General features: G+C 72.4%; 21 protein-coding genes. 10 read left to right on the top strand and 11 right to left on the bottom strand.

From position 1 onward, the window contains the following. Positions 1 to 76: 76 nt before the first annotated feature. From ACIPPS_RS16365 to ACIPPS_RS16350, 4 genes are read right to left on the bottom strand one after another with little or no spacing between them, the layout of a single operon-like run. The gene (locus tag ACIPPS_RS16365; RefSeq protein ID WP_401431848.1) at positions 77 to 991 is read right to left on the bottom strand and encodes a carbohydrate kinase family protein; all 915 of its coding nucleotides are present in this window, start codon (positions 989 to 991) and stop codon (positions 77 to 79) included. Then, entirely contained in the window at positions 988 to 1,953 is a 966-nt protein-coding gene (locus ACIPPS_RS16360) for a pseudouridine-5'-phosphate glycosidase (protein WP_401431845.1), read from the bottom strand. Before ACIPPS_RS16360 ends, ACIPPS_RS16365 begins: the two co-directional genes overlap by 4 nt. A 49-nt stretch (positions 1,954 to 2,002) precedes the next feature. Beyond that, the gene (locus tag ACIPPS_RS16355; protein WP_401431842.1) at positions 2,003 to 3,184 is read right to left on the bottom strand and encodes a hypothetical protein; all 1,182 of its coding nucleotides are present in this window, start codon (positions 3,182 to 3,184) and stop codon (positions 2,003 to 2,005) included. Further along, the gene (locus tag ACIPPS_RS16350) at positions 3,168 to 4,073 is read right to left on the bottom strand and encodes a hypothetical protein (protein WP_401431839.1); all 906 of its coding nucleotides are present in this window, start codon (positions 4,071 to 4,073) and stop codon (positions 3,168 to 3,170) included. Before ACIPPS_RS16350 ends, ACIPPS_RS16355 begins: the two co-directional genes overlap by 17 nt. A gap of 569 nt (positions 4,074 to 4,642) precedes the next feature. Here ACIPPS_RS16350 and ACIPPS_RS16345 point away from each other — a divergent pair. Then, positions 4,643 to 4,999, top strand: coding sequence for a cupin domain-containing protein (locus tag ACIPPS_RS16345; protein WP_401431836.1), 357 nt, complete (start codon positions 4,643 to 4,645; stop codon positions 4,997 to 4,999). 130 nt (positions 5,000 to 5,129) lie between these two features. Here the strand turns inward: ACIPPS_RS16345 and ACIPPS_RS16340 are convergent, their stop codons facing one another. Both ACIPPS_RS16340 and ACIPPS_RS16335 read right to left on the bottom strand, forming a co-directional pair. After that, entirely contained in the window at positions 5,130 to 6,368 is a 1,239-nt protein-coding gene (locus tag ACIPPS_RS16340) for an MFS transporter (protein WP_401433084.1), read from the bottom strand. Positions 6,369 to 6,666: 298 nt separating this feature from the next. Next, positions 6,667 to 7,200, bottom strand: coding sequence for a methylated-DNA--[protein]-cysteine S-methyltransferase (locus ACIPPS_RS16335; RefSeq protein ID WP_401431833.1), 534 nt, complete (start codon positions 7,198 to 7,200; stop codon positions 6,667 to 6,669). 368 nt (positions 7,201 to 7,568) lie between these two features. Here ACIPPS_RS16335 and ACIPPS_RS16330 point away from each other — a divergent pair, with 368 nt between their 5' ends. The 5 genes from ACIPPS_RS16330 to ACIPPS_RS16310 all read left to right on the top strand — a co-directional run bounded on the left by ACIPPS_RS16330 (position 7,569) and on the right by ACIPPS_RS16310 (position 14,816). Further along, complete coding sequence (locus ACIPPS_RS16330) at positions 7,569 to 8,480, top strand: MHYT domain-containing protein (RefSeq protein WP_401431831.1); 912 nt, start codon at positions 7,569 to 7,571, stop codon at positions 8,478 to 8,480. Positions 8,481 to 8,552: 72 nt separating this feature from the next. Continuing rightward, a complete protein-coding gene (gene uvrB / locus ACIPPS_RS16325; protein WP_401431828.1) occupies positions 8,553 to 10,691 on the top strand; it encodes an excinuclease ABC subunit UvrB in 2,139 nt (712 codons plus the stop codon). 150 nt (positions 10,692 to 10,841) lie between these two features. After that, positions 10,842 to 11,420 (top strand): TerD family protein, encoded by a 579-nt coding sequence (locus ACIPPS_RS16320; protein WP_401431825.1) that lies wholly within the window; start codon positions 10,842 to 10,844, stop codon positions 11,418 to 11,420. A 100-nt stretch (positions 11,421 to 11,520) separates the two neighbouring features. Beyond that, positions 11,521 to 13,557, top strand: coding sequence for a TerD family protein (locus tag ACIPPS_RS16315; protein ID WP_401431822.1), 2,037 nt, complete (start codon positions 11,521 to 11,523; stop codon positions 13,555 to 13,557). 233 nt (positions 13,558 to 13,790) lie between these two features. Beyond that, positions 13,791 to 14,816, top strand: a complete 1,026-nt coding sequence (locus tag ACIPPS_RS16310) for a TerC family protein (RefSeq protein ID WP_401431819.1) — start codon at positions 13,791 to 13,793, stop codon at positions 14,814 to 14,816. Positions 14,817 to 14,945: 129 nt separating this feature from the next. On the opposite strand, the gene ACIPPS_RS16305 is transcribed toward ACIPPS_RS16310, so the two are convergent. From ACIPPS_RS16305 to ACIPPS_RS16295, 3 genes are all read right to left on the bottom strand, one after another. Next, positions 14,946 to 16,223: an MFS transporter gene (locus ACIPPS_RS16305; RefSeq protein WP_401433081.1), complete on the bottom strand. Its 1,278-nt coding sequence runs from the start codon at positions 16,221 to 16,223 to the stop codon at positions 14,946 to 14,948. A gap of 425 nt (positions 16,224 to 16,648) precedes the next feature. Beyond that, complete coding sequence (locus ACIPPS_RS16300) at positions 16,649 to 17,305, bottom strand: MBL fold metallo-hydrolase (protein WP_401431816.1); 657 nt, start codon at positions 17,303 to 17,305, stop codon at positions 16,649 to 16,651. A gap of 9 nt (positions 17,306 to 17,314) precedes the next feature. After that, positions 17,315 to 18,016 carry a maleylpyruvate isomerase family mycothiol-dependent enzyme gene (locus ACIPPS_RS16295; RefSeq protein WP_401431813.1) on the bottom strand — a complete coding sequence of 234 codons (702 nt, stop codon included), beginning with the start codon at positions 18,014 to 18,016 and terminating at the stop codon, positions 17,315 to 17,317. A gap of 208 nt (positions 18,017 to 18,224) precedes the next feature. On the opposite strand from ACIPPS_RS16295, the gene uvrA reads away from it, so the two are divergent. Next, the gene (gene uvrA / locus ACIPPS_RS16290) at positions 18,225 to 21,233 is read left to right on the top strand and encodes an excinuclease ABC subunit UvrA (RefSeq protein WP_401431810.1); all 3,009 of its coding nucleotides are present in this window, start codon (positions 18,225 to 18,227) and stop codon (positions 21,231 to 21,233) included. 125 nt (positions 21,234 to 21,358) lie between these two features. Here the strand turns inward: uvrA and ACIPPS_RS16285 are convergent, their stop codons facing one another. Next, a complete protein-coding gene (locus ACIPPS_RS16285; protein WP_401431807.1) occupies positions 21,359 to 22,261 on the bottom strand; it encodes a carbohydrate kinase in 903 nt (300 codons plus the stop codon). A 115-nt stretch (positions 22,262 to 22,376) separates the two neighbouring features. Here ACIPPS_RS16285 and ACIPPS_RS16280 point away from each other — a divergent pair, with 115 nt between their 5' ends. After that, on the top strand, positions 22,377 to 22,802 hold the full coding sequence (locus tag ACIPPS_RS16280) for a Rieske (2Fe-2S) protein (protein WP_401431804.1): 426 nt from the start codon (positions 22,377 to 22,379) through the stop codon (positions 22,800 to 22,802). Positions 22,803 to 22,965: 163 nt separating this feature from the next. Here ACIPPS_RS16280 and ACIPPS_RS16275 read toward each other — a convergent pair whose 3' ends face one another. After that, complete coding sequence (locus ACIPPS_RS16275; protein WP_401431801.1) at positions 22,966 to 23,895, bottom strand: hypothetical protein; 930 nt, start codon at positions 23,893 to 23,895, stop codon at positions 22,966 to 22,968. A 276-nt stretch (positions 23,896 to 24,171) separates the two neighbouring features. Between ACIPPS_RS16275 and ACIPPS_RS16270 the strand changes: the two genes are divergently transcribed. Together ACIPPS_RS16270 and ACIPPS_RS16265 are read left to right on the top strand one after the other, a co-directional pair. Further along, on the top strand, positions 24,172 to 24,759 hold the full coding sequence (locus ACIPPS_RS16270; RefSeq protein ID WP_401431798.1) for a papain-like cysteine protease family protein: 588 nt from the start codon (positions 24,172 to 24,174) through the stop codon (positions 24,757 to 24,759). A gap of 5 nt (positions 24,760 to 24,764) precedes the next feature. Next, positions 24,765 to 25,565, top strand: a complete 801-nt coding sequence (locus tag ACIPPS_RS16265; RefSeq protein WP_401431795.1) for a hypothetical protein — start codon at positions 24,765 to 24,767, stop codon at positions 25,563 to 25,565. Positions 25,566 to 25,598: the final 33 nt, after the last annotated feature.

Here is a 25,598-nt window from a genome sequence, read left to right as displayed (position 1 = left end):
CGCCCCCGGCCCCGCCCTCCGGGCGGACGACGCTACTTTCGAAACACGCCCCAGCCCGCCCCGTGCACCTCCCCAGTCAGCCCCGTTCGCGCGCGCCTCCCCGCGCCGAGGGTGGTCGCCCGCCCACCACCGTCACCGCCTCCGCGCCGGCCCGGCAGCCCGCCTCGGCCGCCTCCAGGGCGTCCGCGCCCGCGAGCCGGGCGGCGAGGAACGCCCCGGTGAAGGCGTCGCCCGCGCCCGTCGAGTCCACCGGCCGCACGTCCGGGGCTGGAACGCGGCCGGTGAGCGCGCCCGCCTCGGCGACCAGCGCGCCCTCGGCGCCCAGGGTGACCGCGACGAGCGGGAACGTACGGCTCAGGGTCTCCGCCGCCTCGGCCGGATCGGCCCGGCCCGTCAGCGCACGGGCCTCGTCGGCGTTCGGGAACAGCATGGCGACATGCCGCGCGGCCGCCAGGAACCGGTCCACCCCGAGCCGGACCAGGAATCCCACGGACGCCGGGTCGACACTCACCGGAACCCCCGCCTCCTGCGCGCCGCGCACTGCCCGCAGGGCGGCGGCGCGGCTGGCATCCGCGAAGAAGAGGTACCCGGACAGGTGGAGATGGGCCGTCCCCGCGAGGAACGTGTCGGCCCAGTCGTCGGGGGTCAGGCGCAGCGCCGCACCGCTGTCGGTCAGGAACGTGCGCTCGGCGCTCGCGTCGACCAGGGATATCACCGTCGCCGTGCCGACCTCCGCGTCCGGGACAAGCGTCGGCCGCACGCCCGCCCGACGCAGCGCGTCGTCGTGCCAGTCGGCCTCGTCCGTGCCGACGCGACCCAGCAACCGCACCGGTCGACCTCCGGAACGCGCCGCCCAGCACGCGACGTTGGCTCCCGCTCCGCCCGGCAGGCGCCGGATCTCGGCGGGCGTGTCGGTCGCGGGCGTCAGCGGGGTCCGGTACCGGGCGACGATGTCGGTGACCACGTCACCGACGACCAGGAGACCGCTCATGCGCCGTCGCCGATGTCGTACGTGCCCGGGGCGGGGTGGGGGACGTCGTGCGTGTCCGGGGCGGCGTGGGCGGACGCGATCCGTGCCGCGAGCCGCACATTGCCGCGTACCGCCGCCAGGTTCGCCTCCAGGGACGCCCCGTCGGTGTGCACCATCAGGTACTCCAGCAGGAACGGCGTGACCGCCTGCCCGCCGATCCCCTTCTCCTTCGCCGCCGCGAGGCCCTGCGCGAGCACCCGGTCGTGCAGGACCGGATCCAGCTGCTCGGCCACCGGCACGGGGTTGGCGACGATCAGCGCCGCCTGCGGCTCGCCGAGCCCGTCCTTCGCCCGCATCACCCGCGCCACCTCCTCGGGCGTCCGCAGGGTCCAGTCGACCGGCTCCCCGGAGGAGGACAGATAGAAGCCGGGGAAGTGCTCCGTCCCGTACCCGACCACCGTCACGCCCAGGGTTTCGAGGCGTTGCAGCGTCGCCGGCACGTCGAGGATCGACTTCACGCCCGCGCAGACCACCAGGATCCCGACGCGGGAGAGCAGCCGGAGATCGGCCGACTCGTCCTGCGTCTCGGTCCACTCCCGGTGCACTCCGCCGAGGCCGCCGGTCGCGAAGACCCGGATGCCGGCCGCGTCCGCCAGCCACGCCGTCGCGGAGACCGTCGTCGCTCCGGTGGCCCCGGTCGCGAGCGCGGGGGCGAGATCCCGGTGGCCCAGCTTCCGGACCGCCGGGTCCTCGGCGATCCGTATCAACCCGCCCTCGTCGAGCCCGACATGCGGCACCCCGTCGATCACCGCGATCGTGGCGGGCACGGCGCCCCCGCTCCGTACCAGCGCCTCCAGCTCCCGGGCCACGGCGAGATTGCGCGGGCGCGGCAGTCCATGGGCGATGATCGTGGACTCCAGCGCGACGACGGGCCGGCCCTCGTGGAGCGCCTGCCGTACCTCTTCGGACACCTGTGTGGACATGTCCCATTTCTGGCGCGCCCGCACACCACCCAAACCTCGGTGGCGAGCTTCAGCCACAGCGCGGCAGCCCGGGCAGCCGCCCCGCGTCGACCACCTGGATCACCGGACGGGAGTCGGACGTCTTGGCGTTGCCCAGGCTGTACGCGACCGCCAACGCGCCGTCCCTGGCCTGCGCGTAGCCGTACGCCGGGGTGATCCGCGCGTACGAGCCCGACCCCAGGTCCAGGGCGTAGGAGGTCTCCGGGGTGCGCCAGGTGACCAGACGACCGCTGATCCGCAACTGGTCCATGCCGTCGACTGCCGGGGAGCCCGTCACGACCGCCGTCGGCCGCGTGTCCCCCGTCCGCCACACCATCAGCCGAGGCGCGGACTCGCCCTCCACCCAGGCCCAGGTCCCGGCGGCGCCGCGACCGGACCCGCCGTCGGAGACGACGGAACGGATGTCCCGGAGCGCGGCCAGGGGGCCGGGCAGCGTGGCGGGCCGGCCGTCGGCGAGAGAGGCGGCGACGAGCCGGGTGCCGGAGCCCACGGACTCGCGCCACACGAGCAGCCCGCCCGACGCGAACGGCGTGTCCATCACGCCCGTACGCAGGGCACGTGGGGAGCCGCCCGCCGCCGGGGCCGCGTACACCGTCGCCCTGCCGTCGCCTACGCCCTGTGCCCAGTGGACCGTGCCGTCGCGGACGACCGGCTGGGGGAGTGGGCCCGGCTGCTCGGCCCTGGCGAGCCGTCGTGAGGAGCCCGTCTCGGCGTCCCAGACGTACAGGCTCCAGGGGCTGTCCAGGGTCCGTCCTTCCAGGACGGCGAAGGCGGCCCAGCGGCGGCCGTCGAAGTCGGCCGCGAGGAGTTGGTGTTCGACGGGGTCGGCGAGGTCGAGCAGCGTGCGGGGCGCGCCCTCGCCTCGGACGAGGGCGGCCCGGCGGTGGTCGCCGCCGGTGAGCTGGACGACCGTCCAGCCGGGGCCGGTGTCGGTCAGCACCGCCCGCTGCCCGGTGGGGGTCCGTAGCTCGCCCGCGTCGAGCGCGGAGCGCCAGGCGGTCGGGAGATCGACCTCGCACGCGGCCGACAGCGCGGTCGGCCGGGGTGCCGGGCCGGTGGACCGGTCCGGGTGCGGCTCGGGGGCGGGCCGCGCCGACGAGCATCCCGCGAACAGGAGGCCCGTCAGCAGCAGGGCGAGGGCCTGGGCCCAGGCTCGCCGGGACGGCCGAGGTGGCCTACCAGACGTAGCCACGGCCGCCCATGATGGTGGTGAGGGTGTCGGACGAGATGTGCGCCGACTTGGGGACGGAGCCCGCCCAGGAGATGACGCTGGTGCTCACCCCGCCCACCGGGTCGATGTAGTTGACCTGGGCGGCGGCGGTGTCCGTGTTGTAGCCGTCGATCGAGACCCAGTGGAATATCTCGATGTTCGGGTGGCCGACGAGGTGGGGGCCGCCCGGCACCTCCCAGGCGTTGCCCGCGATCGCGTAGTCGTTGTCGGTGTTGTGGGTGATGTGCTGCTTGAAGTTCGCCTTGTCGGTGGCGGTCGGGGTGTACGGGAGCGCCCGGGGGACGTAACCGGCGCCGGGCAGGCGGTTGTTCAGAGCGTCGGCCATCGGATACCCGGTCGGGTTGGCCACGTTGATGTTGACGCCGTACCAGGCGGTGCCGCTGGTGTTGGTCCTGAGGAGGTTCGCGGCGTCCTGCTGGGAACGGCCCGCGACCCCGTCGCGCGCGGACTGGGTGATCACGAGGGTGGCGGGGCCGCACCAGTACGAGGTCTTCTGCGGCTGGTGGAGTGCGCCGGAGACCTTGTAGCCGGCGAGCGCGGCCCGGGTGCGTACACCGTCGAAGCCTCTGTTCGCCTCGGCTTCCTTGGCGGCGCTCAGTCTCTGCTGGGCCGGGGTGAGGCGCTGCGGGCCCAGGGTGTCGTGCGCGGCCTTGTAGGAGGCGCCGGGGGCCGACGGCTCGGGGGCGTCCGGGCCGGCGGCGGCCAGGGCGGAGGGGGCGGTGGTGACGGCCGCGAGGAGTACGGCGGCGGTCAGGACGGCGGTGCGGCGTGCGGTGTGGCGTGCGGTACGGGAAGCGGGTCGGGAAGGGGCGCCGAGGGTGGTGCGGGGGGCGGGGGATATCGCGGGCATCGCACTCTCCTGCGGGAGGTGAGGGGAGGGGGTCATGGGGGAGTTTGACGCGCTCACGCCAAGCAGGACAGAGGGTCCGGCGGATTCCGACCGACCAACATTGGGCGCACCAAAGGCGCCGCGTGTGACCAGCGGGGACATCGGTCCGTAACCTGCCCCGCCGCCCTCGGTTTTCGGCCGTGCGGCGCCGTGACGCCGCCCTCGGCGGTGTGCGCGTATGAGCGTTTCCGCCCCCGAGGGGGCCGAGGTGTTCATCTGTCACCTATACGACGGCGCACCGGCCGCCAACGACCGGAAGTACGCCAAGTGGAGGTGTGCGGCACCCTGTACGAAATCGGTGGCCGCGCCCCCGGCCGGGGCCGGCCCGGGAGGGGGCAGGCGTCCCCGGCCGCGCGAGGGGCGCAGCTCCGGCCCCTGGCGGGCTCCGCCGGGGCCCCCTCGGGCGCCCTTCGGATTCCGTCGCCGACCGGCTGTCCGGTGAAGTCGCCTGGTCAGAAGGGAAGGGGAGTCGACTCCTCCAGGCCGTCCCGGCCGTGTGGGGGCCCGCAGCCCCCGCTACAGTCCCGCCCATGACGACACATGACCAGGCCTCCTTCGCCGTCCACATCCCCGACGCGGAGCTGGAGCCCGATCCGCTCGACCCCGCCCAGATCGTCTCCGGCACGCCCGAGGTGAGCGGCAAGGTCCTCTGGCAGTCCGCCGACGGCACGCAGGTGCGCGGCATCTGGCAGATCACCCCCGGCGTGGTGACCGACACGGAGGCCAACGAGCTCTTCGTCGTCGTCAGCGGCCGCGCCACCGTCGCCGTCGAGGGCGGCGAGACGCTGGAGGTCGGCCCGGGTGACGCGTGCGTGCTGCGCGAGGGTGACAGGACCACGTGGACGGTCCACGAGACGCTGCGCAAGGCGTACCACATCAGCCTCTGAGCGCCCGGCGGATATCGGATCCAAGATCCAAGATCCAAGATCCAAGATCCAAGATCCAAGATCCAAGATCCTGGATCCTGGATCCGGTATCCAAGATCCGGTATCCAATATCCGTTGTGTGCCGCCGGGGTCAGGCGCGACACAGGACCCCGCGTACCGCCAGCACCGCCATCGGAAGCAGCAGGCACGCGCCCACCAGGTTCAGCCAGCCGTAGCCGGCCTGGGCCACGATCAGCCCGGCCGTCAGGCCGCCGACCCCGGCGGCCGTGTTCATGGTGAAGTCAGACAGGCCCTGCACCGCGGCCCGGGCGGCCTGCGGCACCGAGTCCGTGAGCAGGGCCGAGCCCGACACCAGTCCCGCCGACCAGCCCAGGCCGAGGACGAAGAGGCCCGCGGCGGTCTGCCCGTGGCTCGCGCCGGCCGTGCCGGCGAGCAACGCGGCCAGGGAGAGGAGCCCGACCGCGAGCCCGATGACGGAGAGCCGGCCGAGGCGGTCCGACAGCCAGCCCATGACGGGCGAAAAGGCGTACATACCGGCGATGTGGCCGCTGATCACGAGCCCGATCAGCTGGATCCCGGCGCCGTGGTGGCTCAGCGCGACCGGGGTCATCGACATGATCGAGACCATCGCGGTGTGCGAGGCGGCCACGGTGACCAGAGCGAGGCGGGCGCCGGAGGACTCCCGTACGGCCCTCAGCCCCGCCCGCAGCGAACGGGCGTCGCCCTCCTGGCCCGCCGCGGGGGCCGCCAGGTCGCGGGCGGTCAGGAGCGGATCGGGGCGCAGCAGCAGCGCCACCACGAGCGCGGCGACGAGGAAGACGCCGGCCGCCCAGACGAAGGGCCCGGCAGTCGCCGGGATGCCGAGACCTGCCACGCTCTCGCCTGCGGGAGCGGCGATGTTGGGTCCGAGGACCGCGCCGATGGTCGTGGCCCAGACGACGGTGGAGATGGCCCGGCCCCGGTGGTCCGGCTCGGCGAGGTCGGCGGCGGCGAACCGGGCCGCGAGGTTCGCCGAGGACGCGGCTCCGAACCCGACCAGTCCTGCGAGGAGCAGGGGGAAGCTGTCGACGACCGCCCCGAGGACGACGACCCCGGCGCCCACGGCCCCGATCAGATAGGCCAGGACGAGTCCGGGCCGGCGCCCCCGCGCGCCCATCAGGGCGGCCAGCGGCATGGCGAGCAGTGCGGGACCGGCCACCGAGGCCGTCGAGGCGAGGCCTGACAGGGCCTCCGACCCGCTGACGTCCTTGGCCAGGACGGCCGCGAGGGCGATACCGGTGGTTATGCCGAGTCCGCCGAGTATCTGCGCGGCGATCAGCACGGCCTGGACCCGCCGCTGGATCGTCGGCAGACGCACGGTGGTGGCCATGGCGGCGGCCGGGTCCGTCAGATCCGCCGGAAGGCGGGCGGGGGCCATGGCCGTGGTCGGGTCGGTCACATCCGACGGAAGGGCGGCAGGGGCCCCGGGAGCGGCAGGGGCCCCGGGAACGGCAGGGGCTCCGGGGGTGTCAGGGGCGTCGGGGCTCTTGGTCACCGACGTGAGTGTGCCAGCCGCCCCCGCGCCTGAGAACGCCACTCCCGAACCTCCCGAACCGCCGCCGCCCGAACCCGCCGCCTCCCCGGCACCGCCCTCCGCGCCGACCGCCCCGCCGGTCCGCACCGGCGCCTCAGAAGAGAGGCTGCGGCAGGACGCCCTCCAGGGCCAGCAGCGTCCGCTTGGTCTCCAGGCCCCCTCCGAACCCGCCGATCCCGCCGTCACTCTCCACCACCCGGTGGCACGGCACGACGACCGGCAGCGGATTGGATCCCATCGCCGCACCGACGGCCTGGGCGGCGCCCGGCTGACCCACCCGCTTCGCCAGATCGCCGTACCCCACGACCGCGCCGAAGGGCACCCCCTCCGCCAGCTCGCGCAGCACCTGCCGGTTGAAGCCGGCCGTCAGCGTCCAGTCGAGGGGCAGGTCGAACGCGCGCCGCTCGCCCGAGAAGTACTCCGTGAACTGCCGTATCGGCTCGGCCAGCCGACCCGCGGCGCTCTGCACCGGCTCCGCGCCGAGCTGCCCCGCCAGCCGGTCGACCGCCGTCTTCCGCACCGCCTCGTCGGCGTGGAAGACCACGCTCACCAGCCCGCGATCGGTCGCCGCGAGCAGCAGCGGGCCGATGTCACTCGGCACGACCGCCCATTCCACCGTGGTGTCCATGAAGCTCACGGTACGACCGACCACTGACATCGCCCGGTACACCCGGTACGACCGACCACTGACATCGCCCGGCACACCCGGTACGACCGACCACTGACATCGCCCGGTACACCCGCTGGACCCGGTAGGCCACGTGCACCCGACAACTGGCATCGCGGCCGATATCGCCCCCCGTAGAAGGCCCGCTCCACCGCCCTCGCACCCCGCTCGCGTCACGGGCTGGTCTCGTATCGGTCTCGCCGTCGCCAATTCCCGGACCTCGTGGTCGCGCGGCCGCCGGCGCGCCATAATCTCGCCCCGGTAGGACTACTCAGCGGTACCGACTGATTTCGGACGACGTGACACCACGGGCTGGAGGACAGACGCTCATGCAGGGCACGGTCGACGGATTCAGCTACGGCCTCGTCACACCGGTCGCCGCCTTTCTCATGGCCTGCCTCGGCAGCGCCCTGGGCCTGCGCTGCACCACGAGATCCGTGCGTCACCGCAACACCTTCAAGACCGGCTGGCTCGCGCTCGGCGCCACGTCGATAGGCACCGGCATCTGGACGATGCACTTCATCGCGATGATCGGGTTCTCCGTAGACGAGGCGCCCATCAGCTACGACCGCCCCCTCACCTTCGCCAGCCTGGGCGTCGCCATCCTGATGGTGGGCATCGGCATCTTCATCGTCGGCTACCGCGGCGCCACCGCGCTCACCCTGGTCACCGGCGGCACCATCACCGGCCTGGGCGTCGCCACCATGCACTACCTCGGCATGGCCGGCATGCGGCTTCAGGGGACGATCGACTACGACAGCCTCACCGTGGCCCTCTCCGTCCTGATCGCCGTCGTCGCGGCCACCACCGCCCTCTGGGCGGCCGTCTCGGTCCACGGGTTCCTGGCCAGCCTCGGCGCGAGCCTGGTCATGGCCCTCGCCGTCAGCGGTATGCACTACACAGGTATGGCGGCCGTCAACGTCCACGTGCACGGGAGCGGCGCCGCCACCGGCGGCGGCGACTCCGCCGGCACGCTCCTCCTGCCGATGCTGATCGGCCCGGCGGTCTTCCTGCTCCTCGCCGCCGTGGTCGTCATGTTCGACCCGCTGCTGGTGATGGGCGACCCGGACTGGCAGCGCCCGCCCGCCCGCGGCCCCCACCGCCCCGGCGTGCCCACCCCGCGCCGCGCACCCGCCTACGGCGAGCCCGCGAACTGGTCCTCCCGGCAGCCCCCCGGCCGTGCGGCGCGCGGCGCCCGCAAGAGCGTCGGCCGGGGCGCCCACCGCTCCCAGGAGTGGTGAGGAAGCCGGTCCCGAGCCGCCCCGTGAGCCAGGTACGGCCCGAGTGTCAGTGGGGGGTCGTACGGTGGTTGCATGCGGCCCGTTTCCCAGATCGAACGTACGGTGGCGCCCTTCGAGGTCGTCAGCCCCTACCAGCCCAGCGGCGACCAGCCCGCGGCGATCGCCGAGCTCGACCGGCGTGTCCGCGCGGGCGAGAAGGACGTCGTCCTCCTCGGCGCGACCGGCACCGGAAAGTCCGCGACCACCGCGTGGATGATCGAGAAGTTGCAGCGCCCCACGCTCGTGATGGCGCCGAACAAGACGCTGGCCGCCCAGCTGGCCAACGAGTTCCGTGAGCTGCTGCCGAACAACGCGGTGGAGTACTTCGTCTCGTACTACGACTACTACCAGCCCGAGGCGTACGTCCCGCAGTCGGACACCTACATCGAGAAGGACTCCTCGATCAACGAGGAGGTGGAGCGGCTCCGCCACTCCGCGACGAACTCGCTGCTGACCAGGCGTGACGTGGTCGTGGTCGCCTCCGTGTCCTGTATCTACGGCCTCGGCACGCCCCAGGAGTACGTGGACCGGATGGTCTCGCTCAAGGTCGGCGAGGAGATCGACCGGGACCAGCTGCTGCGCCGCTTCGTGGACATCCAGTACACGCGCAACGACCTGGCGTTCACCCGGGGCACCTTCCGGGTCCGCGGCGACACCATCGAGATCTTCCCGGTCTACGAGGAGCTCGCCGTCCGCATCGAGATGTTCGGCGACGAGATCGAGGCGCTCTCCACCCTCCACCCGCTCACCGGCGAGGTCATCAGCGACGACAACGAGCTGTACGTCTTCCCCGCCAGCCACTACGTCGCGGGCCCCGAGCGCATGGAGAAGGCGGTCAACGGCATCGAGCGCGAGCTGGAGAGCCGGCTCGCCGAGCTGGAGAAGCAGGGCAAGATGCTGGAGGCCCAGCGGCTGCGCATGCGCACGACGTACGACATCGAGATGATGCGCCAGATCGGCTCCTGCTCCGGCATCGAGAACTACTCGATGCACTTCGACGACCGCGAGCCCGGCTCCGCCCCCAACACGCTCCTCGACTACTTCCCCGAGGACTTCCTGCTCGTCATCGACGAGTCGCACGTCACGGTCCCGCAGATCGGCGCGATGTACGAGGGCGACGCCTCCCGCAAGCGGACCCTCGTCGACCACGGCTTCCGGCTGCCCTCCGCGCTCGACAACCGCCCGCTGAAGTGGGAGGAGTTCCAGGGGCGGATCGGCCAGACCGTCTACCTCTCGGCCACCCCCGGCACGTACGAGCTCTCGCGCTCCGACGGTTTCGTGGAGCAGATCATCCGGCCCACCGGCCTCATCGACCCCGAGGTCGTCGTCAAGCCCACCGAGGGCCAGATCGACGACCTGGTGCACGAGATCCGGCTGCGCACCGAGAAGGACGAGCGGGTCCTCGTCACCACGCTCACCAAGAAGATGGCCGAGGACCTCACCGACTACTTCCTGGAGCTCGGCATCCAGGTCCGCTATCTGCACAGCGACGTCGACACCCTGCGCCGCATCGAGCTGCTGCGCGAGCTGCGGGCCGGCGAGTACGACGTCCTGGTCGGGATCAACCTGCTCCGTGAGGGCCTCGACCTGCCCGAGGTCTCCCTCGTCGCCATCCTCGACGCCGACAAGCAGGGCTTCCTGCGCTCCGGCACCTCGCTGATCCAGACCATCGGTCGCGCGGCGCGCAACGTCTCGGGACAGGTCCACATGTACGCGGACACCGTCACGCCCGCGATGGAGAAGGCCATCGACGAGACCAACCGCCGCCGCGAGAAGCAGGTCGCGTACAACACCGCCAACGGCATCGACCCGCAGCCGCTGCGCAAGAAGATCAACGACATCGTCGCCACCATCGCCCGTGAGGAGGTCGACACCGAGCAGCTCCTCGGCACCGGCTACCGCCAGGGGAAGGACGGCAAGGGAGCCAAGGCCCCGGTCCCCTCCCTCGCCACGCACACGCCCCAGAGCAAGGCCAAGGGCGGCAAGGCGGGCTCGACGGTCGAGCTCGGCGACCGCCCGGCGACCGAACTCGCCGCGATCATCGAGGAGATGACCGACCGGATGCGCGCCGCCGCGGCGGAGCTCCAGTTCGAGGTCGCCGCCCGGCTGCGGGACGAAGTGGGCGAGCTGAAAAAGGAGCTGCGCCAGATGAAGGAGGCGGGTCTCGCGTGACGCCCGGGGCGCCTCCGGGCGCCCGATGTGTTGCAAGACCGACACAAAACCGCTCCCCATCTGCTGCGCTGTCAGTGCCTCTGCGTAGGGTGCTCGCAACCGCACGCACAGCGGAGGCGGCGGCGGGGATCGCTAGAGAGGGGACAGCGCGTGACGGTCAACATGACCAAGGGTCAGGCCATCAGCCTGGAGAAGCAGGGCGGCGGCAGCCTGACGTCCGTACGGATGGGGCTCGGCTGGCAGGCGGCGCCCCGCCGCGGCCTGTTCGGTTCGCGTACGCGCGAGATCGACCTGGACGCCTCCGCGGTGCTCTTCGCCGACAAGCAGCCGGTGGACGTGGTCTTCTTCCGGCACCTGGTCAGCGACGACGGCTCGGTCCGGCACACCGGTGACAACCTGGTCGGCGGCGCGGGCTCGGGCGGTGACGACGAGTCGATCCTGGTCGACCTGCAGCGCGTCCCGGTCCACATCGACCAGATCGTCTTCACGGTGAACTCCTTCACCGGACAGACGTTCCAGGAGGTGCAGAACGCCTTCTGCCGGATCGTCGACGAGACCAACGGCCAGGAGCTCGCGCGCTACACCCTGGACGGCGGCGGCCAGTACACCGCGCAGATCATGGCGAAGGTGCACCGGGCGGGCTCGGGCTGGCAGATGACGGCCCTGGGCAACCCGGCCAACGGCCGGACCTTCCAGGACCTCATGCCCGCGATCCTGCCGCACCTCTAGGCCCGGCACCGCACACCCACCACCCACAGCTCCCGGAGGCAGCAGGCCGCCGGGAGCTGTCCCGCATCACATCACCAGTGGATCCGAGGGGACAGAGTCGATGACGGCCGAGCTGGTCCGGGGACAGAACCACCCCCTGCCCGACACCCGACTGGAGATCCGGGTCTCGGCCGGTCACCCGGTCGTCGCCGGCGCCACCCTCGCCGACGAAGGAGGCCGGGTCGCCGGCGTGGAGTGGATCGCCCACCCCGGGTCGCCCGCGCTGCCCGGTGTGGAGGTCTCCCAGCAGGCCGCCGCCGACCACCGCCTCGCCGTCGACCTGGACGCGGTCCCCGCCGCCGCACACCGCCTGTCGGTCCTCCTCGCGCTGCCCGTCGGGGTCGGCGGGCCGACCCGTTTCGGTGCCCTCGCGGCCCCCTTCGTCGCCGTCACCGGCCTCGACGGCAGCGAGATCGCCACGTACACGATCACCGGCCTGGACCGTGAATCCGCCGTCGTCGCGCTGGAGCTGTACCGGCGCCAGGGCGCGTGGAAGGTGCGCGCCATGGGGCAGGGGTACGAGGGCGGTCTCGCCGCCATGCTCGGCGACCAGGGGCTCCAGCGTCCCGCCGACCTCGCCGCCTCGATCCTGGAGGCCGTGTCCAGAGGCCTGGCCCGCTCGGTCTCCGCCCCGCCGCCCCGCGTCCCCGAGGCCGAACGCGTACGCCACTCGACGTCGGCGGCGACACAGGCGCCGACGCAGACTTCAATGCCGACGACGGCGTCGCAGGCATCAACGCCGACACCGGCTACGGCCGCCGAACCGACGACCGCCGACCCGATGACCGTCGCGCCGATGGCCGTCGGTGAGCCGAGGTCCGCGACCGACCCCGCGCCGACGCTCCCGGTGACCACACCGGCAGGGCCCTCGGAGCCGCCGCCCGCGAGCACGGGCGGCGGGCCCATCAACTACGCCCACCCCCGCCGCCGCGCGGCCGCTCCCGAGCCGCCCCGGCAGGCCCCGCCCGTGCCCGTGGCGGGGGACGCGGGCGGCTGGTCGATGGACGAGCGGCTCTACAACCAGGTGTGGGGCATGTTCGAGGACCTCGCCCGCACCACCGCCGCGTACCGCAGCGCCTGCGACTTCGCCGAGTCCCGCCTGGACAAGGAGCTCGACGGCGTCCTCTCCGATCCGCGCAGCCGCATCGGCGGCGCCGGGGACGCCGCCCGCCAGGCGGCCCGTGCCCGGCACGACGAACTCACCGCACGCGCCCAGGAGGTCCTCGACCGGGACCTCGACCAGCTCGCCGCCGAGTCCGACGTCGTCGAACCGGCGCTGCCCGCCGCCTACGCCCGCTGGGACAACCCGGTCTGGCAGGCCTACCGGGTCCCCATGGAGGCCCCGATGGCCGTCCGCCTGGGCGACCTCCACCTCCCCGAGCGCACCGACCTGCGCGTCCCGATGCTGGTCCGCCTCCCGCTGGAGCGCGGGCTGTGGGTCGACGCGGGACGCGGCCACTCCGAGGAGGCCGGGCTGCTCGACGAGACCGAGCTGCGCCGACTCGCGATGGACACCGCGGTCGCGCACGCGGCGCGGCTGCTCGCGGTGTACCCGCCCGGCGAGTTCACGGTCCATGTCATCGACCCGGCGGGCTCGGGGGCGGCGGCGCTCGCCCCGCTCGTCGAGGCGGGCGTGCTGGCCGGACCGCCGGCGGCCGGAGCGGCCGGGGTCTCGGCCGTCCTCGCCCGGCTCACCGAGCGGGTGGACCTGGTGCAGATGGCCCTCCGCGCGGGTGCGCCCGACGCGCTGCCGCCCTCCCTGGACACCGCCGAGCAGTTGTTGATCGTCCATGACTTCCCGCACGGCTTCGACGACCGGGCGGTCACCCGCCTGCGGTACCTGGCGGACGAGGGCCCGGCCGTGGGCGTCCACCTCCTGATGGTCGCGGACCGCGAGGACGCCTCCGCGTACGGCCCGGTGCTCGACCCGCTGTGGCGTTCGCTGCTGCGGCTCACCCCGGTGTCGGAGGACCACCTCGCCGATCCCTGGGTCGGCCACGCCTGGACGTACGAGCCACCGCGCCTGCCCCCGGGCAGCCGCGTGCTGCCCCAGGTGCTCGCGCAGGTCGCCGAAGCCCGTCACCAATGGGGCCGCTGACCAGGCCCTTTGGCTCCTCTTTATCCATACCTTTACCTTCTCTTGGTTTTTCGGGTAGGCTGCTTTGCGCGGAGGGGAGTACTCCCCATGCGCGGCGTTCCCGTCAATACGGACGTACCCCGAGCGGGGGCGATCCCGGGGCGTCGGCCCGGCCCGTCACGTACGGCCCCGGGTGGAAGAGACCTCCGGCAGCGACGACGCTGATCAAGTAGCCGTACGACGCCGGAGGCGCAGTGGACGTTTCAATGACCCTGTGGGTGCTGACCATTCTCGGTCTGGTCGCCCTGATCGGAGCCGACTTCTTCATCGGGCGCAAGCCTCATGACGTGTCGGTCAAGGAAGCCGGAATCTGGACGATCGTCTGGATCGTCCTGGCCGCCCTCTTCGGCGTCGGCCTGCTGATCTGGGGCAGCAGCCAGGCGGCCGGTGAGTTCTTCGCGGGCTACATCACCGAGAAGTCACTCAGTGTCGACAACCTCTTCGTCTTCGTCCTGATCATGGCGAAGTTCTCGGTGCCTTCGCACCTCCAGCAGCGCGTGCTGCTCGTCGGCGTGCTGATCGCCCTGGTGCTCCGAGCGATCTTCATCGCCGCGGGCGCCGCGGTCATCGCGAACTTCTCCTGGATCTTCTACATCTTCGGCGCGTTCCTGATCTACACCGCCTGGAAGCTCATCCAGGAGGCGCGTGCCGACGAGGACGAGGACGACTGGGAGGAGAACCGTCTCCTCAAGAGCGCCGAGAAGAGGTTCGGCGTCGCCGACCGGTACCACGGCACCAAGCTGTTCATCCGGAACAACGGCAAGCGGATCATGACCCCGCTGATGGTCGTCATGCTCGCCATCGGCACCACCGACATCCTCTTCGCCCTCGACTCCATCCCGGCGATCTTCGGCCTGACCCAGGACCCGTACATCGTCTTCACGGCCAACGCCTTCGCCCTGATGGGTCTGCGTCAGCTGTACTTCCTGATCGGCGGCCTGCTCAAGAAGCTGGTCCACCTCAGCTACGGCCTGTCGGTGATCCTCGGCTTCATCGGCGTCAAGCTCGTGCTGCACGCCCTGCACGAGTCCGGGGTGCACGTCCCGGAGATCTCCATCCCGTTCTCGCTGGCGGTCATCGGCGGCGTCCTGGTCATCACCACGATCACCAGCCTGATCGCCTCCAAGAGGCAGGCGGCGCGCGAGGAGGCCGAGGCAGCCAAGGGCGAGCGTCCGGCCGCGGAGTCGGGCGACGCCGAGAAGGACAGCGTCGACGCCTGACGGCGGGCGGCGCCGTAGGAACCACGGCACGCTACGGCACCACAGGAACCACGGCACCGTAGGAACGCACCGCGGCCGGTGCGGGCGGCCCACCACCGCCCGCACCGGCCGCATCGCGTTCCAGCCGCCCTACGCGAGCACCCGCACCGGTTCCTCCGCGCGGGCCGGCAGGGTCTCCGGCAGCAGCGCGAAGCAGCCCAGACTGACCAGCGCCATCACCGTCAGATAGGCCGCCACGCCCCAGGGCGGGCCCGCCCCCTCGGACAGCGTCGTCGCCACGATCGGCGTGAGCGCCCCGCCCAGGACGCCCGCGAGGTTGTAGCCGACCGCCGCGCCCGTGCAGCGCACCCTCGGCTCGTAGAGCTCCGGGAGGTACGCGGCGATGACCGCGAACATGGTGATGAAGGAGAGCAGGGCGCCCGCGAACCCGAGGAACATCAGCAGCGGCTGTCCGGTGTGCAACAGCGCGACCATGGGGAACATCCACAGGGCCGAGGCCGTGCAGCCGACCAGGCAGAGCGGGCGGCGGCCGTAGCGGTCGCCCAGCATCGCGGCCGGAGGAGTGGCGACCCCCGAGATCGCCACCGCCGCCATGATGCAGACCAGCATCGTCGTACGGCCGACCCCCAGGCGCTCGGTGCCGTAGGCGAGAGCCCAGGTGGAGACCGTGTAGAACACCGCGTACCCGACGGCGAGCGCCCCGGCGGTGAGCAGGACGAGGCGCCAGTGGCCGCGCGCCACCTCGGCGAGCGGAGCCTTCGCCCGCTGCCCGGCCGCGCTCAGCTCCTCGAACTGCGGGGTCTCCGCCAGTGAGGAGCGGAGCAGCAGCCCGCCCGCGGCGAGCAGCCCTGCCGCCCAGAACGGCACGCGCCAGCCCCAGTCCCGGAACTGGGCGTCCGTGAGCGTGGCCGACAGCGTCAGCATCACGCCGTTCGCCAGGAGGAAGCCGACCGGGGGGCCGATCTGCGGGAAGCTCGCCCACAGCCCCCGCCGCCGCTCCGGCGCGTGCTCCGCGGTGAGCAGGACGGCCCCGCCCCACTCGCCGCCCAGGCCGAGCCCTTGCAGGAAGCGCAGCGCGAGCAGCAGGAGGGGCGCGGTGATGCCGAGGGTCGCGTACGTCGGGACGAGGCCGATCGCCACCGTGGCACAGCCGGTGAGCACCAGCGAGGCGAACATGACCGGGCGCCGGCCGTAGCGGTCGCCGATGTGGCCGAAGAGCAGGGAGCCGAGGGGGCGGGCCAGGAAGCCGACGGCGAAGGTGCCGAACGCGGCCAGGGTCCCCGCCAGGGGGGAGAAGGTCGGGAAGAACAGGGGGCCGAGGACGAGCGCGGCGGCGGTCCCGTAGACGAAGAAGTCGAAGAACTCGATGGCCGTCCCGACGAGCGAGGCGGCGGCGAGCCGCACCATGGAGGGGGCGGAGCCCTTGCCGCCCGGAGTGCCGGGATGTGGGGGCGTGCCCGGGTCGAGCGGAGTGCCGGGATGGTGCGGCGTGCCCGGATCGAGCGGCGTGCCCGGATCCGGCACCGTGCCCGGATCCGGCACCGTGCCCGGATCCGGCACCGTGCCCTGACCGGCCGACAGGGCCGGATCGAACCCCAGGGCCGGATCGAACCCCAGGGCCGGATCGGTCGGCGGTGGCGAGTCCGGGGCGGCCAGGGTGGCCTGGGGTGCGGCCGGTGGAGTGGGGGAGGCCGGGTCCGGCGACGGACGCGGAGAGTGACTGGGGCGCATGTCGCGCCAACTACCCTGCGTGCGCCCCGGTTACGGGGGCGCGCGGAAGCACACGGTCACCGACCCGTGCGCCTCCGCCGGTCAGGCCCGCCGGGAGGGGGTCACCAGCCGCGCGCGTGCCACGTGGGAAGGTTCGGCCGCTCGTCACCGAGCGTGGTGTCCCTGCCGTGGCCCGGATACACCCAGCTCTCGTCCGGAAGGACGGCGAAAAGCTTGGTCTCCACGTCCTGGATCAGGCTCGCGAAGGCCTTCGGGTCCTTCCGGGTGTTGCCCACCCCGCCGGGGAACAGGCAGTCGCCGGTGAAGACGTGCGGGTGGCCGTGCGGGTCGTCGTAGATCAGCGCGATCGAGCCGGGCGTGTGCCCGACCAGCCGGCGGGCGGTCAGCGTGACCCGGCCGACCGTGACCGTGTCGCCGTCCTCGACCAGGACGTCGGTCGGGACGGGGATGCCCTCGGCGTCGTACGCCCCCGCGTGGGTCCGCGCCCCCGTCGCCGCGACGACCTCGGCGAGCGCCTGCCAGTGGTCGCCGTGCTGGTGGGTGGTGACGACGGCCGCGATGCCGTCGTCACCGATCAGCGTCAGGAGCGTGTCGGCGTCGTTGGCCGCGTCGATCAGGAGCTGCTCGCCGGTCGCCCGGCAGCGCAGCAGATACGCGTTGTTGTCCATCGGGCCGACGGCGACCTTGGAGATCATCAGGTCCGTCAACTCGTGCACATCGGCGGGCCCGCCGACCTTCACAACTCCGCTGTACGTCATGGGATCAGCCTATAGCGGGGGGAGGGCCGGGAGGCCGTCTCCGGCGAGTACCCGGAGGTGGGCGCCCTGGTCGCCGCGACCGGCGAGCCAGCCGAGCAGCTCGGCGCCGGTGCCCGCCAGGACGACGGGGGTGCCCTCGTCGCCGCCCGTCTTCCAGGTCGGGGCGTTCTCCTCGTGTCCGAGGTACAGGGTCACCGGAGGGACCTCGGTCCGTCCCGACCAGCGGTCGGCCAGGAAGTCGATCTCCCGCAGGACGAACTCCTCCGGCAGATCCTCCAGCTCGTAGCCGATCCCCAGGTCCACGTGGTGCAGGGCCACCTCCACCCAGCGGCGGAAGGGGACGCGGGCGGCCCGGTCCGTGACGCCGTTGCGGAGTTCGACGGTCCGCTCCCAGTCGGCGGGCTCGGTGCCCACGACCTGGAAGCGCTCGTCGGTCGCGCGGATGTCGGCGAGCTGCTCGGCGAGGGGGCGGGGGGCGTCCCGCTCGATGTCGGAGTCGCGGGTGGTGGCGTCGGGGTACATGGGGCGGCCCTGGAGAACGTTCACCAGAGCGTCGGCGTTGCGGGCGATGTGGGCCAGGACGTGGCCACGGGTCCAGCCCGGAAGCCGTGACGGCTCGGCGACCGCCGCGTTGTCCAGGGAAGCGGCCGCGGCGAGGAGTCGTTCGGTCGCTTCACGTACAGAGGCCAGGTCACGCACAGGGTCGATCATGGGGCCGACCCTAGCGCCGCCACTCGTTCGGGTGAAGCGGTCGACGCGAGGCCGGAAATCGAATGTGCGTGCTATAGGCTCGATGGAAGCATCCGGCATCCTTGGTTGTTGGGTACTCAGGCACCTCCCTGCATCACCAGGTACCTCCAGGCATATCTGCGACCCGCACTTCTGTGCCTCCGCTCTCTCAAGAAAGGTGCGGACCGGCGTGGCCGACCGTCTCATCGTTCGTGGCGCTCGCGAGCACAACCTCAAGAACGTCTCGCTCGACCTCCCCCGCGACTCCCTCATCGTCTTCACCGGGCTGTCGGGGTCGGGCAAGTCCTCCCTCGCGTTCGACACGATCTTCGCCGAGGGACAGCGTCGGTACGTCGAGTCGCTCTCGTCGTACGCCCGGCAGTTCCTCGGCCAGATGGACAAGCCGGACGTCGACTTCATCGAGGGCCTCTCGCCCGCCGTCTCCATCGACCAGAAGTCGACCTCGCGCAACCCGCGCTCGACGGTCGGCACCATCACCGAGGTCTACGACTACCTCCGCCTGCTCTTCGCGCGCATCGGCAAGCCGCACTGTCCCGAGTGCCACCGTCCGATCTCCCGCCAGTCGCCGCAGGCCATCGTCGACAAGGTCCTGGAGCTGCCCGAGGGCAGCCGCTTCCAGGTCCTCTCGCCGCTGGTGCGCGAGCGCAAGGGCGAGTTCGTCGACCTCTTCGCCGACCTCCAGACCAAGGGCTACAGCCGGGCCCGGGTGGACGGGCAGACCATCCAGCTCAGCGAACCGCCGACGCTGAAGAAGCAGGAGAAGCACACGATCGAGGTGGTCGTCGACCGCCTCACCGTGAAGGACAGCGCCAAGCGCCGGCTCACCGACTCCGTCGAGACGGCCCTCGGGCTCTCCGGCGGCATGGTCGTCCTTGACTTCGTCGACCTCGCCGAGGACGACCCCGAGCGCGAGCGGATGTACTCGGAGCACCTGTACTGCCCGTACGACGACCTCTCCTTCGAGGAGCTGGAGCCGCGCTCCTTCTCCTTCAACTCGCCCTTCGGCGCCTGCCCGGACTGCACCGGCATCGGCACCCGCATGGAGGTCGACCCCGAGCTGATCGTCCCGGACGAGGACCGCTCGCTCGACGACGGCGCCATCCACCCCTGGTCCCACGGCCACACCAGGGAGTACTTCGGCCGGCTCATCGGCGGCCTCTCCCAGGCCCTCGGCTTCCGCACGGACCTGCCGTACGCCGCCCTCCCGGCCCGGGCCAAGAAGGCCCTGATGTACGGGCACAAGACCCAGGTCGAGGTCCGCTACCGCAACCGGTACGGACGCGAGCGGGCGTACACCACCCCCGCCTTCGAGGGCGCGGTCTCCTTCGTCAAGCGGCGGCACAGCGAGGCCGAGAGCGACTCCAGCCGCGAGCGCTTCGAGGGGTACATGCGCGAGGTGCCGTGCCCCACGTGCGAGGGCACCCGCCTGAAGCCGATCGTCCTCGCCGTCACGGTCATGGAGAAGTCCATCGCCGAGGTCGCCGCGATGTCGATCAGCGAGTGCGCCGACTTCCTCGGCCGCCTGAAGCTCAACGCCCGCGACAAGAAGATCGCCGAGCGGGTCCTGAAGGAGGTCAACGAGCGGCTGCGGTTCCTCGTCGACGTCGGTCTGGACTACCTCTCCCTCAACCGCGCGGCCGGCACCCTCTCCGGCGGCGAGGCCCAGCGCATCCGGCTCGCCACCCAGATCGGTTCCGGTCTGGTCGGCGTGCTCTACGTCCTGGACGAGCCGTCCATCGGCCTCCACCAGCGCGACAACCACCGGCTCATCGAGACCCTGGTCCGGCTGCGGGACATGGGCAACACGCTCATCGTGGTCGAGCACGACGAGGACACCATCAAGGTCGCCGACTGGGTCGTGGACATCGGCCCCGGCGCCGGTGAGCACGGCGGCAAGGTCGTCCACAGCGGACCCTTGAAGGAGCTCCTCGCCAACAAGGAGTCGATGACCGGGCAGTACCTCTCCGGTCGCAGGGCCATCGGGACGCCGGACATCCGCCGCCCCGTGGACCCCTCGCGCCGGCTCACCGTGCACGGCGCCCGGGAGAACAACCTCCAGGACATCGACGTCTCGTTCCCGCTCGGCGTCCTCACGGCCGTCACCGGCGTCTCCGGTTCCGGAAAGTCGACGCTGGTCAACGACATCCTCTACACCCACCTGGCGCGCGAGCTGAACGGCGCGAAGTCGGTGCCCGGGCGCCACACGCGCGTGGACGGCGACGACCTCGTGGACAAGGTCGTGCACGTCGACCAGTCGCCGATCGGCCGCACCCCGCGGTCGAACCCGGCGACGTACACCGGCGTCTTCGACCACGTCCGCAGGCTCTTCGCCGAGACGATGGAGGCGAAGGTCCGCGGCTATCTGCCGGGCCGGTTCTCCTTCAACGTCAAGGGCGGACGCTGCGAGAACTGCTCCGGCGACGGCACGATCAAGATCGAGATGAACTTCCTGCCGGACGTCTACGTCCCGTGCGAGGTCTGCCACGGCGCCCGGTACAACCGGGAGACCCTGGAGGTCCACTACAAGGGCAAGTCCATCGCCGAGGTCCTGGACATGCCGATCGAGGAGGCACTGGACTTCTTCGAGGCGGTCCCGACGATCGCGCGCCACCTGCGCACGCTCAACGAGGTCGGCCTCGGGTACGTCCGGCTCGGCCAGTCCGCGCCGACGCTCTCCGGCGGCGAGGCGCAGCGCGTGAAGCTCGCCTCCGAGCTTCAGAAGCGGTCGACCGGCCGCACGGTCTACGTCCTGGACGAGCCGACGACGGGCCTGCACTTCGAGGACATCTCGAAGCTGATCAAGGTCCTGTCGGGCCTGGTCGACAAGGGGAACTCGGTGATCGTCATCGAGCACAACCTCGATGTCATCAAGACCGCGGACTGGGTCGTCGACATGGGCCCGGAGGGCGGCAGCGGCGGCGGTCTGGTGATCGCCGAGGGCACGCCGGAGGAGGTCGCGTCGGTCCCGACGAGCCACACCGGCAAGTTCCTCCGCGAGATCCTCGGCGCCGACCGCATCAGCGACGCCGGCGTGCCGGCGGCGCGGAGCGCGAAGAGGGCCCCCGCGAAGCAGACAGCGGTCAAGAAGACGGCCGCGAAGAAGGTGGTCGCGAAGAAGGTGGCCGCGAAGACGGCCGCGCCCGCCAAGAAGACGACGGCGCGGGCGCGCAAGGCCTGAGGGAGGGGGGCCGGGGCCGCTGAGGCGGCCTCGGCCCCCGAGCACGCGAACCGTGGCTGCCCCCGGCCGTCCCGGTGCCGTTTCGCCCTGCCATCCGGGTGTGCTGTTCCGCCCGGCCGTCCGGGTCAGCCCGGCGGGTCCGGGAGTTCGTTCGCGTACGGGGGCTCCGCGCCCGGGCGGGTGCAGGTGAGGGCGGCCGCGCCGGCCGCGTACGTCAGGAGGGCGGACCAGGCCTCGGCGTCCAGGGCGGGCACCGGGCGGTCGCCCAGGCCGTGCAGCAGCGCCGCGTTCACGGTGTCGCCCGCGCCGATCGTGTCCGCGACCTCGACACGTACCGCCGGTACCGACACCTCGGACGTCGGCGTGTGCACCGTCAGGCCCGCCCCGCCGCGCGTCACCACCACCGCCGACGGGCCCCGCTCCAGCCACTGCGCCGGGGTCCCGCCCAGCCAGGCCGCGTCCTCCTCCGAGAGTTTCAGGAGCGAGACGTACGGCAGCCAGGACGCGAAGCGCGCGCGGTAGGCGGCCGCGTCCGGGATCAGGCCCCGCCGGATGTTCGGGTCGAGCAGGGTCAGCACACCCCGCCCGGACTCCCGCCTCAGCAGCGCCTCGTACGCGCTCGCCCCCGGCTCCAGCGCCAGCGAGCACGTACCGAACGCCACCGCCCGTACCCCCTCCGGCAGCCGCTCCGGCAGGGCGAAGAGCCGGTCGGCCGTGCCCTCGACGTAGAAGCCGTACTCGGCCGAGCCGTCCGCGCCCACCGAGGCGACGGCGAGGGTCGTCGGCTCCGGGCCGCGCTGGACGAGGCCGGTCCCGACCCCCGCCTCCCGCAGCCCGTCCATGAGGGCCTCGCCGAACCCGTCCGTCGAGACCCGGGAACAGAAGCCGACCTCGGCGCCGAGCCGGCCGAGGGCCACGGCCGTGTTGTACGGCCCCCCGCCCCTGCGCGGCACCAGCGCGGGCAGCGGCCCGGGGGCGGCCCCGTCCGCGACGAGATCGATCAGGGACTCACCGGCGACGACGATCACGCCCGTGAACGTAACCCATGCCCCGCAGGCCGCGACAGCCCCCGCGCAGCCCCGCGGGGGCCCGCCGGTATCGTCGGTTCGGTCACCCTTGCCCCGATCCCACCGTGGAGCGCTCATGTCCGGCCAGTCCACCCGCCGCACCGTACTGAAGGGCGCCGCGCTCGCCGGTGCCGCCGGGCTGGGTGTCGCCGCCTGCTCCACGGAGTCCAAGCTCGGGCACGCCGAGGTCCCCACCCCGACCGCCCCGGTGACCCTCGGCGCCCCCGAGGACGTGCCCGTCGGCGGCGCCCGGCTCTACCGCGAGCAGCGGGTCCTGGTGAGCTGCCCGGCCAAGGGCCAGTACAAGGCGTTCAGCGCCCAGTGCACGCACGCCGGCTGCGTCCTCGACAAGATCGAGAACAACGAGGGCAACTGCCCCTGCCACGGCAGCCGCTTCGACGTCACCACCGGCAAGGCCCTCCAGGGCCCGGCGACCGTCCCGCTCCCGGAGGTGCCGGTCCGGGTCGAGGGCGGAAAGCTGGTGGCGGGCCCGGAGGCCTGACCCGGCGCCATTCCCCTCAGCCCCAGGACGCCTGCTCTCAGCCCTACGTCCGGGCGTGAGTCGGGGCGTGCCTGCTCTCAGCCCTACGTCCGGGCGTGAGTCGGGGCGTGCCTGCTCTCAGCCCTACGTCCGGGCGTGAGTCAGGGCACACCGGCCCTCAGCCCTACGTCCAGGCCCAGTCGATCCCCAGGATCCCCGGCCGTACCCCCTGCTCCACCAGGTGCACCGTGCGGTGCCGACCGGTCAGCGTCAGCTCCGCGCGCCCGCCGCGCGGCGCGCCCGCCGACGCCTGTGCGAAGCGCCGGCACCGCACCGGCAGCGCCGCCTCGTCGAACCGCACCTGAAGCACGTACTGCCCACCCGCGAAGCTGAACCCCCGGACGTACTCGCCGCTCGGCCCGCCGGTCCCGTCCTCGAAGCCGTAGCCGAAGAGGTACGTCTCCCCGGCCCGTAGTCGCGCGTCGAACAGCAGCTCCGCGACGAGGACACCCGTCTCCGCGTGCCACCGCACCCGGCCCGTACGGCAGTTCTCCGTCGCCCGCACCTCCACCCGCGACGGGTCGCAGCCCGGGTCGCCGTGGTGGATGGCCAGATAGCGGTCGATCCCGTCCCGGTGCGCCCGCACCACGTGCTGCGACTCGCGCCCGACCATCTCCCGCGCCGCCCCTATCCGTACCCGCTCGTGGTGGCCGACCGTGTGCAGCCCGCCGTCCACCGGCGACTCCAGCTCGGCGAGCAGCGCCTCCACCGCGCCCGAGGCCTCCACCAGCGAGCGGTACGAACGGGCCGCCGGACGCTCCACGTCCCCGCGCACCGACGCGTCATCGGTCAGCAGCCGGATCAACGAGTTGTCCGGCAGCTGGAGGACCTCCTCCAGAGCGCGGACCGCCTTCAGCGACTCCGGTCGCTGCGGGCGGCGGGCGCCCTGCTGCCAGTAACTGAGACTGGTCACCCCGACCTTGACGCCCCGGTGGGCGAGATGGTGCTGCACCCGCTGGAGCGGAAGGCCGCGCACCGCGAGGGCCGTGCGCAGCGCCAGATGGAACGGTCCGGTGTGCAGCAACTGCACCAGATCGGCCTCGGTGTGCCCCACGGGACTCCTCAGTGAACGTTCACGACGGCGCCGGCGGACCGTTGCGCCTCCGGGGGCGGGCCCGCAGATGGCGTGGGGGTACGCGTTCACACCCGGGTCACACCGTTCACAGCCCGCCGTCCTTGCGCATTGAAGCGTGTTGACCGGATCAGGACAACGTTCGATGCTCCACACCAGCGTCCGGACGCGCTCCCCCCATAAAAACCCCACCCCCCACATCCCCACCCCCCACCCCCACATCCCCACTCCCACACCCCCCGCCTCGGGAGGAACGCGATGCGCAGTAGAAAGCTGTCCCTGGCGGCACTCGCCGCTGCCGCCCTCTTCCTGCTCCCCATGTCGTCGGCGACCGCCGCGCCGACCGCCGACGACGCCTCCGCGCTCGGGTACAAGCGGCTGGACATCACCATGCAGGCGCAGCAGAAGACCAACTGGTGCTGGGCCGCCGGCGGCAACACGATCGCCACCTGGTTCGGCCGGAACTACAGCCAGAACCAGTTCTGCAACGCCGCCTTCAACCGCCAGCAGGGCTATGACTGCCCGAACAACCAGGCCACGCTGGGCAATGTGCAGACCGGCCTGCGCTGGGCGGGCGTCAACCCCGGCTCGTACGTGACGGGCTGGCTGCGCTACCCGACGGTGCAGACGGAGATCAACGCCGACCGCCCGATCGAGACACGGATCCAGTGGTCCAGCGGCGGCGGCCACATGCACGTGATCTACGGGTACGACGACACCAACAGCTGGGTCTACTGGGGCGACCCCTGGCCCTCCAGCGACCGCTACAACTGGGCCTCGCACGCCTGGTACGTCGACAACGGCTCCTTCTCCTGGACGCACTCGCTCTACCGGATAGGGGCGTGACGACGATGAACGTACGTGCCATCAGCGCCGGGTTCCTGTCGGCCGCGGCCCTCGTGGCCCTGGGTGCGGTGCCGGCGGTCGCGGCCGACGCGGCCGGCGCGGCCGGCGCGCCGCCGACGGCGGCCACCCCCGAGGCGGCGGCGTCGGCCCCCGCGACCCTGGACACGCTCTCCCGGTTCTTCGCCCGCGACGGAGCCGTCGCCCGTGCGGCGGCCAGTCCCCAGGTCCAGGGCGCGTCCGTGCCCGTGCGGATCCTGTCCCCGGACTTCGTGGCGGGGAAGGCGGGCGCGCCCGTCGCCCGTGTCGAGTTCCACGCCAGCAAGGCGGTCTCCTCGGACGGCCGGACGGCCTCCCTGTGGACGGCGCGGCGGGCGGGCGGGGGCTGGCAGGTGGTGAACATCGCCACCGGCGACGACGAGGTCCGGTACGCGGACCTGGGTGCGCGGACGCTCCCGGGCGGGATCGTGTTCCGCGAGCCGCAGATCGACGCGTGGTACGTCCACAAGGGCGTGAAGGTGCTCCCGCTGGACGAGGACGCGGTGCGGGCGGTCGGGAAGAACGGGACGAGCCTGGCCGCGTACCGGGACCGGGTCGCCCGGGCCTACGGGGACAAGCTGCCCGGCTCCGCATACGCCCGTAAGGGCACGGCCGGCGGCTACGACACTCCGGCTGCCGCTGCAGCCCACGACGAGCCCCTGGTCACGGCAGCGGCGGCGACGGCGGGGGCGGGCGCGGCGGTGGCCCTGGGCCTCCTCGCCACGCGCGCGTGGCGCCGCCGCGCGACGGACTCGCGTCCGGCGGCCTGAGGGGCGGCTTTCCCCCACCCCGCCCCTTCCCGA

The sequence above is a fragment of the Streptomyces sp. NPDC090127 genome, assembly GCF_044746945.1.
Taxonomy (GTDB): Bacteria; Actinomycetota; Actinomycetes; order Streptomycetales; family Streptomycetaceae; genus Streptomyces.
The sequence above is the reverse complement of the archived record's forward strand: the minus strand, read 5'-3'. Positions and strand labels throughout refer to the sequence as shown.

Excerpts from the sequence above, each read along its gene's own strand:
- ACIPPS_RS16365 (WP_401431848.1), bottom strand. The coding sequence starts at position 991 with ATGAGCGGTCTCCTGGTCGTCGGTGACGTGGTCACCGACATCGTCGCC.
- ACIPPS_RS16360 (WP_401431845.1), bottom strand. The coding sequence starts at position 1,953 with ATGTCCACACAGGTGTCCGAAGAGGTACGGCAGGCGCTCCACGAGGGC.
- ACIPPS_RS16350 (WP_401431839.1), bottom strand. The coding sequence starts at position 4,073 with ATGCCCGCGATATCCCCCGCCCCCCGCACCACCCTCGGCGCCCCTTCC.
- ACIPPS_RS16345 (WP_401431836.1), top strand. The coding sequence starts at position 4,643 with ATGACGACACATGACCAGGCCTCCTTCGCCGTCCACATCCCCGACGCG.
- ACIPPS_RS16340 (WP_401433084.1), bottom strand. The coding sequence starts at position 6,368 with ATGGCCACCACCGTGCGTCTGCCGACGATCCAGCGGCGGGTCCAGGCC.
- ACIPPS_RS16335 (WP_401431833.1), bottom strand. The coding sequence starts at position 7,200 with ATGGACACCACGGTGGAATGGGCGGTCGTGCCGAGTGACATCGGCCCG.
- ACIPPS_RS16330 (WP_401431831.1), top strand. The coding sequence starts at position 7,569 with ATGCAGGGCACGGTCGACGGATTCAGCTACGGCCTCGTCACACCGGTC.
- uvrB (WP_401431828.1), top strand. The coding sequence starts at position 8,553 with ATGCGGCCCGTTTCCCAGATCGAACGTACGGTGGCGCCCTTCGAGGTC.
- ACIPPS_RS16315 (WP_401431822.1), top strand. The coding sequence starts at position 11,521 with ATGACGGCCGAGCTGGTCCGGGGACAGAACCACCCCCTGCCCGACACC.
- ACIPPS_RS16305 (WP_401433081.1), bottom strand. The coding sequence starts at position 16,223 with ATGGTGCGGCTCGCCGCCGCCTCGCTCGTCGGGACGGCCATCGAGTTC.
- ACIPPS_RS16300 (WP_401431816.1), bottom strand. The coding sequence starts at position 17,305 with ATGACGTACAGCGGAGTTGTGAAGGTCGGCGGGCCCGCCGATGTGCAC.
- ACIPPS_RS16295 (WP_401431813.1), bottom strand. The coding sequence starts at position 18,016 with ATGATCGACCCTGTGCGTGACCTGGCCTCTGTACGTGAAGCGACCGAA.
- ACIPPS_RS16280 (WP_401431804.1), top strand. The coding sequence starts at position 22,377 with ATGTCCGGCCAGTCCACCCGCCGCACCGTACTGAAGGGCGCCGCGCTC.
- ACIPPS_RS16270 (WP_401431798.1), top strand. The coding sequence starts at position 24,172 with ATGCGCAGTAGAAAGCTGTCCCTGGCGGCACTCGCCGCTGCCGCCCTC.
- ACIPPS_RS16265 (WP_401431795.1), top strand. The coding sequence starts at position 24,765 with ATGAACGTACGTGCCATCAGCGCCGGGTTCCTGTCGGCCGCGGCCCTC.